Below are 13,257 nucleotides of genomic sequence, written 5' to 3'. Positions count from 1 at the left end.
GGTCAGGTATGCACCTGTTCACAGGCGGTTGCCTTTGCGGTCAGGTCCGCTTCGAGGCTTCGGGGCAGCCCTATAGAGTGGGGCTTTGTCATTGCCTCGATTGTCGAAAACACCATGGGGCACTGTTTCACGCGTCGGCGATTTTCCCCGAAGAGGCGGTGAAGGTCGAAGGCCGGACGGGTGACTATGCCGGACGGTTTTTCTGCCCGCGCTGCGGTTCGTCGGTGTTTTCGCGAAGCGGGGATGAGGTGGAGGTCCACCTCGGAGCGCTGGATGCGCCAGATCAGTTCACGCCAACTTACGAAAGTTGGACCGTTCGGCGTGAAGCGTGGTTGCCGGCGTTCCCGTTCGCCCGACATTACACGGGCGATCGGGAAGGGACGGGGCGTACCGAGGGCTGATTTCGACCCGACAGTCTCGCTTGCAAAGCCATCGCCTCTCGCCCGCGCTAGCCGCTCAGAGCCAGTAGGTCACCGCCCACCAGCCCAGCCCGCCCATGACCACGGTATAAGGCAATGCCATCCATACCATCCGCCCGTACGACAACCGCACCAGCGGTGCGATCGCCGAGGTCAGCAGGAACAGGAACGCCGCCTGCCCATTGGGCGTGGCCACGCTGGGCAGGTTGGTGCCGGTGTTGATCGCCACCGCCAGGGTCTCGAAGTGCTCACGGCTCATGGCGCCGTTGAGAAACGCCTGCTTCACCTCGGTGATGTAAATCGTGGCGACGAACACGTTGTCGCTGATCGCCGACAGCAAGCCATTGGCCAGGTACAGCATGCCCGGCTGCTGGTCGGCCGGCAGAGCCAGGACCCACGTGATCAATGGGCTGAACAACTGCTGCTGATGGATCACCGCGACCACCGCGAAGAACACCACCAGCAGTGCGGTGAACGGCATCGCATCCTGGAATGCACGGCCCAGGCGGTGCTCGTCGGTGATGCCGGTGAAGGCGGTGATCAGCACGATCACCAGCAGGCCGATCAGGCCGACCTCGGCAACGTGCAGGCCTAGGCAGACAATCAGGATCAATGCGGCGATCCCCTGTACCAGCAAAGCGACGCGCTGGGCCGAGGTCCGCGCGGCATCGTCTTCGGCCGCATAGCTGGCCAGCACCTGGCGCACGCGTTCGGGCATCAGCGTGCCGTAACCGAACAACCGCAGCTTCTCCAGCAACACGCACGTCACAAGGCCTGCCGCCAGCACCGGCATCGACACCGGCGCCACCTTGTAGAAGAAATCGGCGAAATGCCAGCCCATCTCATGGCCGATCAGCAGGTTCTGTGGCTCGCCTACCAAGGTGCACACCCCGCCCAGGGCCGTGCCCACCGCGCCATGCATCAACAGGCTGCGCAAAAAGGCGCGGAACTGGTCCAGGTCTTCACGGTGCAGTTGCGGCACCTGGTGGTCGCTGTCGAGTTCGGACTCCTCGCGCGGGTTGGCGCCGGAGGCGACGCGGTGATAGACCGCATAGAAACCCACTGCGGCGCTGATGATCACCGCCGTGACGGTCAAGGCATCGAGAAACGCCGACAGGAATGCCGACAGCACGCAGAACAGCAGCGCCAGGATGGCCTTCGAACGCACGCCTAGCAGGATCTTGGAGAACAGGAACAGCAGCAGTTCCTTCATGAAGTGAATGCCGGCGACCATGAACATCAGCAGCAAGATCACCGGAAAATTGTGCTGCAGCTCTTCATAGAGGGCCTGGGGCGTGGTCATCTCCAACAGCAGCGCCTCGATCAGCAGCAAGCCGCCGGGCATCAACGGGTAGCACTTGAGCGCCATGCCCAGGGTGAAGATGAACTCGATCACCAGCACCCAGCCGGTGACCACCGGACCGAGGGTTGCCAGCAGCACGGGGTTGAGCAGGAGGAACAGGCAGATGACGGCCTTGTACCAGAGCGGCGACTGGCCCAGGAAGTTATGGGCGAGAGCGCCGGTCAGGGAGCGGGACATGAATTTGTATCCTTTTGATTCAGCAGTCGCGCAAGGTGCCCGATGCGGGCGTCAGGTGCAAGGCGTTCAGTCCCGCTTTTGGCACAAGCACGGCCTTGAGGGTGCGTTATAGTCCGGCGCGTGAACCTTTTACCTACAGGAGTACCGCCCGTGACCGAGTACCGCGCATTCAAGGTTGAGTTGACCGACAACATTGCCCATGTGCAGATCAACCGTCCGGAAAAGCTCAATGCCATGAACGGCGACTTCTGGAAGGAAATCATCGACATCTTCCAATGGATCGACGACACCGACGCGGTGCGCGTGGTGGTACTGAGCGCCGCGGGCCAGCACTTCAGTGCAGGTATCGACCTGGCCTTGCTGGCTCAGCTGGCCGGGCAAATGGGCAAGGACGTGGGCCGCAATGCGCGCCTGCTTCGGCGCACCATCCTGGGCCTGCAGGCCTCGTTCAATGCCGTGGACAACTGCCGCAAACCGGTGCTGGCGGCGATCCAGGGCTACTGCCTGGGCGGTGCGATCGACCTGGTCTCGGCCTGTGACATGCGTTACTGCAGTGCCGATGCGCAGTTCTCGATCAAGGAAATCGACATGGGCATGGCCGCCGATGTCGGGACCTTGCAACGTTTGCCGCGTATCATCGGCGACGGTGTGATGCGCGAAATGGCCTACACCGGACGCCATGTCGGGGCGCACGAGGCCCAGCGCATCGGCCTGGTCAATCAGGTGTTCGATGATCAGGCCGCACTGCGTGAAGGAGTCTTTGCCTTGGCAGCGCAAATCGCGCAAAAATCTCCGATTGCGGTGAGCGGCACCAAAGAGATGCTCAATTACATGCGCGACCATCGCATTGACGATGGCTTGGAGTACATTGCCACCTGGAACGCCGCCATGTTGCAGTCCGAAGACCTGCGGGTCGCCATGGCGGCGCACATGAGCAAACAGAAACCGACCTTCGCCGACTGACCGGGGCGGGGGGACGCGCTTTTAAGGATCCCGAAATGTCAGCACGTTGGACTACCGCAGTACTCGATCCGCAGATCACCGGCGGCCTGGCCGTCGCCCGTGGCCCGGAAGGGTTCCTGATGGATGACAACGGCGCGCTGTTCCCCCGCGATTGGCTCAAGGAGCAAGACCTGGACGTGCTCTGCGAGCATGGCATCGGCCACCTGGACGGCCAGCCGGTGTTTCTGCTCGAGCTGCGTGGCAGTGCCGAAGTGTCCGGCTGCAGCTGGCGCGGCCTGCGCCAGTTCATGCTCGAAGGCGACATGCTGACCTACACCCTCTTGGGGTATGCCGCGCAGATCGGCACCTGGGCGCGCGAACATCGCTTCTGCGGCAGCTGCGGCCAGCCGATGACCCAGATCCGCTGGGAGCGGGCGATGTACTGTCAGCCGTGCGACCTGCGCAGCTACCCGCGCATCTCGCCGAGCATGATCGTGCTGATCACCCGGGGGGATGAAGTGCTGCTGGCGCGCTCGCCGCGTTTCGTCACGGGCGTCTATAGCACCCTGGCCGGCTTTGCCGAGCCAGGCGAATCGGCCGAGGACTGCCTGGTACGGGAGGTGCGCGAGGAAGTGGCGGTGGAGGTGAAGAACATCCAGTACGTGGGCAGCCAGTGCTGGCCCTTCCCGCACTCGATGATGCTGGGCTTCCATGCCGAGTACGCGGGCGGCGAGATCGTCATGCAACCGGACGAGATCGAGGACGCCCAGTGGTTCAATGTGCACGATCTGCCGCCGCTGCCTGCCGGGCGCTCCATCGCCCGTTACCTGATCGACCTCTACGTGGCACGTCGCCTGGGCCTACCCGACCCAGTGCTGCCACACTAGGCGTACAGTCAACGCCAGCACCACGGCGATGAACACCGGGCGGATGAACTTGCTGCCACCGCTGATCGCCGTGCGTGCGCCGAAGAAGGCGCCGACCATCACCGACAGGCCCATGCACAGGCCGACGATGTAATCCACCTGCCCGGAAATGATGAACACCGTCAGTGCCGCGATGTTGCTGACGAAGTTCATGCTGCGCGCCACGCCGCTGGCACGCACCAGGTCGATGGGGTAGAGCAGCAGGGTACTGACCGTCCAGAACGCCCCGGTGCCGGGGCCGGCCACGCCGTCATAGAAGCCCAGGCCAAAGCCCTGGGGGAACTGCCACTTCTTCTTGATCGGCGCGTCGGCATCCAACGGTGCCTTGGGCGTCCCGCCGAACAACAGGTAGACGCCACAGGCGAAGACGATCACCGGCAGCATCTTGTTCAGCCAATCGGCCGGCATGTAGTGGGCGGCCAGCGCCCCCAGCAGCGCGCCGACCAAGGTACCGACCAACGCCCGGCGCCACTGCGCGGGGTGGAACAGCTTGCGTCGGTAGTAGGTGAAGCTGGCGGTGGCCGAGCCGAAGGTGGAGCTGAGTTTGTTGGTGCCCAGCACCAGATGGGGCGGCATGCCGGCGGTGAGCAAGGCCGGGGTAGTGAGCAGCCCCCCGCCGCCAGCGATGGCGTCGATGAAACCGGCCACGAAGGCGACCAGGGCGAGGATGAGCAGGGTGAGCGGTTCTACGGTGAGTTCGAAAGGCATGGGGCTTTTACAGACAGGGCGGCGAGTGCGGCAAAAGGCCGCGCTAGAGGCGGTACAGGGTAGTCCTCAAGGACGGGGAATACCAGTCATGCCATGGAGTAGGTGAAGCCCCAGGGATCCGGGGGCGCTTTGCGGCTCCTTGCAGGCTACGCCAGGCCCCAGATCCCCTCCTGCCTGTTCCCGTCAGACGTAGTCGCGCAATCGGTACCACGCCTTCGCCGCCGCCTCCAGGGGCGCGGCCATCAGCTCGCCGCCTGGGAAGCGGCCATTGTCGATGCCTTGGTACAGCCCCAGCAGGTCTTCGTCGCCGAGGATCGCATCGCTCACCGCCCGGGCCGCGGCCAGGGTCGGCAGCACGCCATGCCCCGAGAAGCCCTGCAGCCAGTAGCGTTGGCCCAGACGGCCGATATCCGGGGTGCGCTGGATGCTGCAATCCAGATGACCGCCCCAGGCGTAGTCCAGGCTCACCCCAGTGAGCTGCGGGAACACACGCTCCAGGTAGGGGCGCGTGGCGCTGGCGACGTCCTTGGGGATGCCTCCGAGGTAGGTGCAACCGCCGCCAAACAGCAGGCGATGGTCTGGCGTGAGGCGGAAGTAGTCGGGGACGAACTGGTTGTCGATCACGCAACTGTTGCGCGGCAGCAGCGACTGGGCCATGGCCGGATCCAGCGGCGCGGTGGCCACCTGGTAGGAGCCGACCGGCAGCAGACGGCGCGACAGGTCGCGGTCGAGGCGGTCGATGTAGGCGTTGCAGGCCAACACCAGCACCTGGCTGCGGACTTCGCCCAGGCCTGTACGGGCGACGAAGCCGCTCGAGCTTTCGTGGTAGTCGAGCACCTGGCTTTGCTCGAAGATCTGTCCGCCCGCGGCTTCGATGGCGGCGGCCAGGCCCTGGGCCAGCTTGAGGGGGTTGAGGTGGGCACCGTTGGGATCGTACAGGGCAGCCTGGTAGCGGGGGCTGTCGATCCAGTCGGGCAGCTCGTCACGGCCGATCAGGCGCAGGCAGTCGTAGCCCCATTTCCGTTCGGCTTCGTGCTTGGCTTCTTCGAGTATTTTCACGCGGCGAGGCATCACTGCGGTCCACAGGCTGCCGACCCGGTAGTCCACGTCGAAGCCGTGGCGTTCCGGCAGCTCGCGCATCTCTTCGGCGGCCCAGCGCATGCTGTCCCAGAGGCGCCGGGCGCGTTCGACGCCCAAGGCCTTTTCCAGCGGCGGCATGTCACAGGACCAGCCCAGCAACGCCTGGCCACCGTTGCGCCCGGAAGCGGCCCAGGCCACCCTGCTGGCCTCCAGCACGACCACGCGCTTGCCGGCCAGGGCCAAGCGCAGTGCCGTGTGCAGGCCGCTGAAGCCGGCGCCGATAATCAACACGTCGGTGTCCAAGGCGCCTTGCAGGGCAGGGCGCAGCGGGATCGTGGTGGGGTAGGTCTGGGCGTAGTAGCTGGCAACGTGCTGCGCGGACTGCTTGAACATGCGGGCCTCGTGAAATTTGTTGTTATTAATTTCATGAAAAAGTAACAGAAAAAATTCACGATGCCAGCCCCTTCATGGGTAAAGGCTTAACGGGAGCCTGAAAATGCCCTATATGATTCGGCTCCGATTACCTCGACCCGCGGAAGACCTCCATGCGCCGTCTGCCTTCCCTGACTGCCCTGCGCACGTTCGAATGCGCCGCCCGCCATGGCCACTTTGGCCGTGCTGCCGCCGAGCTGTGCGTGACCGACAGCGCGGTCAGCCACCAGATTCGCCAACTGGAGGATCAGCTTGGCGTGGCCCTATTCGAACGGGCGGGGCGCCAGGTGCGTCCGACCACCGAGGCCGAGCGCCTGCTGCACCATTTACAACAGGCCTTCGAGCTGATCGGCAAGGCCTGTGACGAGCTGCGCGACCCTGCCTCCCAGGCCGTGCTGCGGGTCGCGGTCACGGCTGAGCTGGCGCAGAAATGGTTGGTCGCTCGGCTTGCCGACTTCAGCAGCCGTTATCCGCACATCACCTTGCACCTGCACGAACAGCCCATCAACGCGGGGGCTCCGGCTTTGGATATCGACATCGCCATCACCTACGGCACCAGTGCGCTGGATGCCAGCACCCACTTCGTACGCCCGTTGCCGCTGTTGCAGTTCTTCCCCGTGTGCAGCCCGGGCCTGTTCAACCAAGGCGGGCTCAAGCGCCCACGGGACTTGGTACGCCATTGTCTGCTGCACGATGATCAGGACGGACGCACCTGGACCACCTGGCTGGCCACGCACGCCGAGGACGCTTTGCCCACCCGCCAGCTGTACTTCCCCCATGCGGCGCTGGCCCTGGAGGCGGCGGTACTGGGGCAGGGCGTGGCGATGGGCGACAACCTGACCTGCCAGGCCGACCTGCAAAGTGGCCGCCTGGTGCGCCCGTTCAGCGCTAGCGTGACCGCTCAGGGCCAGTACGCGTTGGTGTGTGAGCGCCTGCGTCTGGAGCGGGGCGCGGTGGCCGAATTCATCGACTGGTTCACCGAACAGATCACCGAACCTTGAATTGAATTCAGCTATTGGCAAGTTTTCATCGTTGGAAGCCTGAGCCCGCGCGGCGTAGCGTGCAGTCATCACTCACCGATGACGAGGTTGACCCATGGCACGTTCGCTCACCACCACCCCCAAGGCCGATGGTTTCCGCCTGCCTGGCGAATTCGAGCGCAAGACGCGCTGCTGGCTCGGCTGGCCGGAGCGTCCGGATGTGTGGCGCAACGGCGGCAAGCCTGCGCAGAAGGTCTGGGTCGACATCGTCACCGCCATCGCCTCCAGCGAGCCGGTGACCGTGTGCGCCTCCGCCGCCCAATACGCCAATGCCAGGCGCCTGCTGCCAGCTCATGTGCGGGTGGTGGAGATGACCTGCAACGACACCTGGTTCCGCGACAGCGGCGCCTGCTTCGTGGTCAATGACGGTACCGGCGAAGTGCGCGGCGTGGATTTCGAGTTCAATGCCTACGGCGGTTTGGACGGCGGCCTCTACTATCCCTGGGACAAGGACGATCAGATCGCCCAGAAGATGCTCGAAATCGAGGGCCTGGACCGCTACCGCGCACCCCTGATCGCCGAGCTGGGTGGCATTCAGAGCGATGGCCAGGGCAGCCTACTGACCACCGAACAGTGCCTGCTCAACCGCAACCGTAACGCCCACCTGGGCAAGGAGGAAGTCACCCGCAGGCTCGAGGATTACCTGGGCGCCGAGCAGGTGATCTGGCTGCCGCGTGGCTGTAAGTTCGACGAGACCGATGGCCACGTCGACGACCTGGCCTGCTTCGTGCGCCCAGGCGAGGTGGTGTTGCAGTGGACCGATGATCGCAACGATCCGCAGTGGGAGATCTACCAGGAGGCCTATGACATCCTGCGCAGCACCCGTGACAGCCGTGGTCGCGAGCTGAAGGTACACAAGCTGCCGCAGCCCCAGGTGCTGGAATGGACCGCCGAGGAAGCGGCCGGGCTGGACCAGGTCGACGGCACCCACCTGCGCCAGGCCGGCACCCGGATCTGCGCCTCCTACATCAATTATTACGCCGGCAACTCGGCCATCGTCGTGCCGCTGTTCGGTGATCGCAATGACAGCGTGGCGCAGGCCACCTTGGCCGAGTTGTTCCCTGATCATCGCATCATCGGTATCGAGAACTCGCGGGAGATCCTGCTCGGTGGCGGCAACGTCGCCTGCATCACCATGCCGCAATACGCCGCTGGAGGTCGCTGATGAAACTCGCCCCGCTGGTCTTGGCGGTCGCCCTGGGTTGCGCAGCGTCGGCGGCCCAGGCAGCCGACGCACAACAGCCGACCGTCAATCTTTACATCTGGGGCGAATACCTCGCCCCGGACACCTTGGCCAACTTCCAGAAGCAGACCGGCATCCGCGTGGTGGCCGACCACTTCGACTCCCTGGAAACCGCCGAGACCAAGTTGCTCACCGGTGGCAGTGGCTACGACGTGGTGCTCAGCGCCGGCCAGCACCTGAGCCGGGCGATTGCCAGCGGTGCCCTGCAGCCGCTGGACAAGAGCAAGTTGCCGCACTTGGCGGGCATCGGCGAGGAGTTTCGCCAGCACATGGCGGTGTTCGACCCGGGCAATCGCTATGCCGGCACCTACGCCTGGGGCACCACGGGCGTGGGCTATCAAGAGCAGGCGGTGGCGGCGCGGCTCGAGGATGCGCCGCGCGACAGCTGGGCGATGCTGCTCGATCCGCAGGTGGTGGCGAAGTTCGCCGATTGCGGGGTGAGTTTCCTCAACGATCCTAACGAGGTGTTCGCCGCGACGATGCGCTACCTGGGGCTGGACATCAACCAGCAGCGCCTGGAAGACCTCAAGACCGCCGAGGCGCACCTGCGCAAGGTGCGTCCGTATATCCGCTATTTCGACAACGACCGCAATATCAACGACCTGGCCAACGGCGAGACCTGCGTGGCAATGTCGTGGAACGGCAACGTGGCCATCGCCCAAGCCCAGGCCGAGCAGGCGGGAAAACCGTTCACGCTGGATTACAGTATTCCCAAGGAAGGCACGTTGATCTGGCTGGATGCGCTCGTTGTGCCTAAGGATGCGCCGCATCCGGAGGCGGCGTGGAAATTGATGGACTACCTGATGCGGCCGGAGGTGATCGCGCCAATCACCGACACCATTCACTATGCCAACGCGATCACGGCGGCCGACGCTCTGGTGGACCCGAAGATCCGCAATGCGCCAGGGACCTATCCACCAGCCGACGTGAGGGCGCGGTTGTACAGCAAGAACGACAATGCCAAAGCCTTCAACCGGGAGCTGACCCGGGCGTTCAGCCGGCTCAAGAGCGGGACCTGACAGAGGGACGTTTGCCTATTCCGGCCCTTTCGCGGGTAAACCTGCGAAAGGGCCGGAATAGGCGACGCATCAACGCGAAGCCTTGCGTCGTGGTTGCCTCGGCTTGCTGCCCGTAGCTTTGGCGCTGTCGCCAGAAGCCTTGCCTTTCCCGCCACTGCGCCGCTTTTTCTTCCAAGGCGCCCCCTTGCTCCCCGCCGGCACCGGCGGCCCGCTGATGGTCAGGCGCATGCCGCTGCAGCGCTGCACCAGCTTGCCCATCCAGGCCGATTGTCGGGCGACGAACTCTTCCAGGCTCATCTCGCCGCTCTGCACCATGTCCAGCGCCTGCTCCCAGATGGCGGTGGTACCGGGGTCGGCGATGGCGCGGGGTACGGCGTCGATCAGGCTGAAGGCAGCCGGTGTGGCGGACAGGGCCTTGCCGTTCTTGACCAGGTAACCGCGGTCGAGCAGGCCCTGGATGATGCTGGCCCGGGTGGCCTCGGTGCCGATACCGGTGGTTTCCTTGAGCTTCTGCTTGAGCAGTGGGTCGTCCACCAGCTTGGCGACGTTCTTCATTGCCTTGATCAGATCGCCTTCGGTGAAGGGTTTGGGCGGTTGGGTCCACAGGTCCTTGAGTTGCAGGTCATGCACGGCGCAGGCCTGGCCTTGGTTCAAGGTCGGCAACACCTGAGGCGGTGGCGCTTCGCGGCCTTTGGCCGGGGTCAGCGCCTCGGGCAGGGCCCGACGCCAACCAGGCTCGACGATCTGCTTGCCTACCGCGCGCAGGGCGTGGCCGGCGCAGTCGAATTCGGCCTGGGTGCGATCGTACTCGTGGTTGGGCAGGAACTGCGCCAGGTAGCGGGCGCGGATCAAGGTGTAGACGGCCTTGTGCTTGGGTGGCAGGCGCGAAGGGTCGCTGGCGGCGGCGGTGGGGATGATGCCGTGGTGGGCGCTGACCTTGGCATCGTTCCAGGCCCGCGAGCGGCGCTGGGGCTCCAGGTGCGCTTGCAAAGGCGCAAGACTGCCGTCGGCGCGTTGCAGGGCGGCCAGGATCCCCGGCGCCTCGCCATGCTGGCTGAGCGGCAGGTAGCCGCAGTCGCTACGTGGGTAGGTGATCAGTTTGTGAGTTTCGTACAGGGCCTGGGCAATATCCAGGGTCTCCTGGGCGCCGAGGCCGAGCTTCTTGGAGCAGACCTCCTGCAGGGTGCCCAGGTCGAAGGGCAGGGGAGCCGCTTCGCGCACGCGTTCGGTGGCCACCTTGGTCACCTGGGCGCTGCCGGCGGCCTGCATGTCGACGGCGGCTTGCTGGGCCAGTGCCGGGTTCAGGCAGCGGCCCTGATCGTCACAGTTATCTTCGGGCGCTCGCCATTGAGCGGTGAAGACGCTGCCGCTGCTCTGGAGTTGCACATCGATAGCCCAGTAGGGCACCGGCACGAAGTCAGCGATGCTGCGGTCGCGGTCGACCACCAGGCGCAGGGTCGGTGTCTGTACCCGGCCCACCGGCAGCACGCCCTGGTAGCCGGATTGGCGGCCCAGCAGTGTGAACAGGCGGCTCATGTTCATACCGATCAGCCAGTCGGCGCGGGAGCGGCCGAGGGCCGAATGGTACAGGCTGAAAGTCTCCTGCCCTGGCAGCAGGCGGGCCAGGGCCTTGCGGATCGAGGCGTCGTCCAGGGCCGAGAGCCACAGGCGTTGGATCGGGCCGCGGTAGCGACAATGCTCCACCAGCTCGCGGGCGATCATCTCGCCTTCGCGGTCGGCGTCGGTGGCGATCACCAGTTCCCGGGCTTCACCGAGCAGGCGCTTGACGGCCTTGAACTGGCTGGCGGTCTTGGGCTTGACCAGCATCTTCCATTTTTCCGGAATGATCGGCAGGTCCGCGAGGTTCCAGCGCTTGTAGCGCTCGTCGTAGCTGTCGGGCGGGGCGGTTTCGAGCAGGTGGCCGATGCACCAGGTCACGCAGACGTCGGAGCCTTGCCAGCAACCGTCGGCCTTGCGGGTGGCGCCGAGGACTTTGGCGATGTCCTTGGCCTGGGAGGGTTTTTCGCAGAGGAACAGGCGCATGGCCGGGAACGCTTCATCGCAAATGAGGGCGCTAGAATGCGCAAGCCAGGGCGCGGAAGCAAGCTTTGTCTGGATGGATATACAGCTTTTTGTCAGGGCGCGTTTCAGCGTCCTCCTTGACTGTTCGCGGGTAAACCCGCTTCCACAGGTGCTTCGCTGAGCCCTGTGGGAGCGGGGGTTACCCGCGAATAGGTCCGTCGAATCAGACCGACTTGCGGGTCAGGCCGGTTCGCGGGAGTCGCGCACCATGTCCACATGCGGGATGCCGGCCTCGAGGAATTCCTCGCTGACCACGCGGAATCCCAGGCGCTCGTAGAATGGCGTGGCGTGTACCTGGGCGCTGAGCATCTGCTGCTTGAGGTCACGGTTCTGCGCCTCGACGATCACTGCGCGCACCAGGGTGTCGCCGACCTTCAGCCCGCGCCAGTCCTTGAGCACCGAGATCCGCCCGATGGTGCCATCGGGCAGCAGGCGTGCGGTGCCGATCGGGTAGTCGCCTTCCAGCGCCAGGAAGTGCAGGGCGTCCTGGTCTTCGGCGTCGAACTCCAGCTCTGGTGGAATGTGCTGCTCGGCGACGAACACCGCCTCGCGGATGCGGCGGATATCGGCGTTGTCTTTATGCCAGTCGGCGAGGCGAACGCTGATCTTATTCATTGGCAAATCCCAGGCTTCCTTGTTTGACCAGCTGGCACAGCAATGTCAGACCTTCTTCGTCTTCGAGCCACTGAGAAAGGTTTTCGATGTGCAGCGCGTCGGCGGCGCAGATCAGTTTGAGCAGCTCACGCAGATGGCCCGAGAGCAGGCGGCTCTGGCCGCTGGCGAACAGCAGCAGGTTGTCGTCGACTTCCGACCAGGCCATGCGCGCGCTCGGGTTGCGGATCAGGATGGCGCCTTGCTCCAGGCTGTCGATCAGGTCTTCTTCGCTCAGCTCTTCGCCGGTCACCAGCTCCGGATAGCGCGGCTCGGTCATGAACTGGCCGAACCAGGTTAGCAGCAGGCGCTCGTCACCCATGTGCTCGGCCAGCAGGGCCTTGAGGCGGTCCAGGGCATCGTGCTGGATCTGGTGAGGATCTGCGGCAGGCTGGGCGTCGGCATCGCTGTAACGCTCCTCGTCCGGCAGGAACTGGCTGAGGAAATCGGTGAAGTGGGTCAGCACTTCAGCGGCGCTCGGGGCGCGGAAGCCCACCGAATAGGTCAGGCAGTCGTCTTCGGCCACGCCGTAGTGGGCCAGGCGCGGCGGCAGGTAGAGCATGTCGCCAGGCTCCAGGGTCCATTCGCTGCTCTGTTCGAATTCGGCGAGGATGCGCAGGTCGGTGTGTTCCAGCAACGGGCTGTCGCTGTCGCACATCTGGCCGACTTTCCAGTTTCGCTTGCCGTGGCCCTGGAGCAGGAACACGTCGTAATTGTCGAAGTGCGGGCCGACGCTGCCGCCTGGCGCGGCGAAGCTGACCATCACGTCATCGATACGCCAGCTTGGCAGGAAGCGGAAATGCTCCAGCAGCTCGGCGACTTCCGGGACGAACTGATCCACTGCCTGGACCAACAGGGTCCAATCGCGCTCTGGCAGGGTGGCGAAAGTGTCTTCGGCGAAGGGGCCGCGGCGCAGCTCCCACGGGCGCTCGCCGTGCTCGAGCACCAGGCGAGACTCGACTTCCTCTTCCAAGGCAAGGCCGGCCAGTTCGTCAGGGTCGATCGGGCTTTCGAAGTCCGGGAAGGCCTGGCGCACCAGCAGGGGCTTCTTCTGCCAGTAGTCGCGAAGGAATTCACGGGCCGTCAGGCCGCCCAGCAGCTGCAGTGGAGTATCAGGATTCATGTTCAACCTATTGAAAAAACGTAATTTTCATCCGGGAATAAAAACGCCCGGC

12 protein-coding genes are annotated in these 13,257 nt (G+C 64.6%); 6 read left to right on the top strand and 6 right to left on the bottom strand.

Going from position 1 to position 13,257, the window contains the following annotated elements:
• Positions 1–8: 8 nt before the first annotated feature.
• The gene (locus J5X93_RS17045; RefSeq protein ID WP_070572581.1) at positions 9–401 is read left to right on the top strand and encodes a GFA family protein; all 393 of its coding nucleotides are present in this window, start codon (positions 9–11) and stop codon (positions 399–401) included.
• A 55-nt stretch (positions 402–456) separates the two neighbouring features.
• Here the strand turns inward: J5X93_RS17045 and nhaB are convergent, their stop codons facing one another.
• Positions 457–1,959, bottom strand: coding sequence for a sodium/proton antiporter NhaB (gene nhaB / locus J5X93_RS17040; RefSeq protein ID WP_182815541.1), 1,503 nt, complete (start codon positions 1,957–1,959; stop codon positions 457–459).
• 150 nt (positions 1,960–2,109) lie between these two features.
• Between nhaB and J5X93_RS17035 the strand changes: the two genes are divergently transcribed.
• Together J5X93_RS17035 and nudC are read left to right on the top strand one after the other, a co-directional pair.
• Positions 2,110–2,922: a crotonase/enoyl-CoA hydratase family protein gene (locus tag J5X93_RS17035; protein ID WP_043212200.1), complete on the top strand. Its 813-nt coding sequence runs from the start codon at positions 2,110–2,112 to the stop codon at positions 2,920–2,922.
• A gap of 35 nt (positions 2,923–2,957) precedes the next feature.
• Entirely contained in the window at positions 2,958–3,788 is an 831-nt protein-coding gene (gene nudC, locus J5X93_RS17030) for an NAD(+) diphosphatase (RefSeq protein ID WP_070572574.1), read from the top strand.
• Here nudC and J5X93_RS17025 read toward each other — a convergent pair.
• Entirely contained in the window at positions 3,762–4,535 is a 774-nt protein-coding gene (locus J5X93_RS17025) for a TSUP family transporter (protein ID WP_043212203.1), read from the bottom strand. The two genes, nudC and J5X93_RS17025, sit on opposite strands and share 27 nt — an antisense overlap.
• A gap of 183 nt (positions 4,536–4,718) precedes the next feature.
• On the bottom strand, positions 4,719–6,008 hold the full coding sequence (locus J5X93_RS17020; protein ID WP_043212205.1) for an NAD(P)/FAD-dependent oxidoreductase: 1,290 nt from the start codon (positions 6,006–6,008) through the stop codon (positions 4,719–4,721).
• 152 nt (positions 6,009–6,160) lie between these two features.
• Between J5X93_RS17020 and J5X93_RS17015 the strand changes: the two genes are divergently transcribed.
• From J5X93_RS17015 to J5X93_RS17005, 3 genes are all read left to right on the top strand, one after another.
• Positions 6,161–7,048: a LysR substrate-binding domain-containing protein gene (locus J5X93_RS17015; protein ID WP_043212206.1), complete on the top strand. Its 888-nt coding sequence runs from the start codon at positions 6,161–6,163 to the stop codon at positions 7,046–7,048.
• Positions 7,049–7,142: 94 nt separating this feature from the next.
• On the top strand, positions 7,143–8,252 hold the full coding sequence (gene aguA, locus J5X93_RS17010) for an agmatine deiminase (RefSeq protein WP_043212208.1): 1,110 nt from the start codon (positions 7,143–7,145) through the stop codon (positions 8,250–8,252).
• On the top strand, positions 8,252–9,349 hold the full coding sequence (locus J5X93_RS17005) for an extracellular solute-binding protein (protein WP_090344487.1): 1,098 nt from the start codon (positions 8,252–8,254) through the stop codon (positions 9,347–9,349). The genes aguA and J5X93_RS17005 overlap by 1 nt, the downstream gene beginning before the upstream one ends.
• Before the next feature lie 69 nt (positions 9,350–9,418).
• Here the strand turns inward: J5X93_RS17005 and J5X93_RS17000 are convergent, their stop codons facing one another.
• The 3 genes from J5X93_RS17000 to J5X93_RS16990 all read right to left on the bottom strand — a co-directional run bounded on the left by J5X93_RS17000 (position 9,419) and on the right by J5X93_RS16990 (position 13,205).
• Positions 9,419–11,392 carry a DNA topoisomerase III gene (locus tag J5X93_RS17000; protein ID WP_182942721.1) on the bottom strand — a complete coding sequence of 658 codons (1,974 nt, stop codon included), beginning with the start codon at positions 11,390–11,392 and terminating at the stop codon, positions 9,419–9,421.
• 219 nt (positions 11,393–11,611) lie between these two features.
• Positions 11,612–12,046, bottom strand: a complete 435-nt coding sequence (locus J5X93_RS16995; protein WP_043212214.1) for a GNAT family N-acetyltransferase — start codon at positions 12,044–12,046, stop codon at positions 11,612–11,614.
• Positions 12,039–13,205, bottom strand: coding sequence for a ribosomal protein uL16 3-hydroxylase (locus tag J5X93_RS16990; protein ID WP_043212218.1), 1,167 nt, complete (start codon positions 13,203–13,205; stop codon positions 12,039–12,041). The genes J5X93_RS16995 and J5X93_RS16990 overlap by 8 nt, the downstream gene beginning before the upstream one ends.
• Positions 13,206–13,257: the final 52 nt, after the last annotated feature.

Source organism: Pseudomonas sp. BYT-1 (genome assembly GCF_023611805.1).
In the GTDB taxonomy this organism is placed as follows: Bacteria; Pseudomonadota; Gammaproteobacteria; order Pseudomonadales; family Pseudomonadaceae; genus Aquipseudomonas; species Aquipseudomonas guariconensis.
This window is presented reverse-complemented; position numbering and strand designations above follow the sequence as displayed.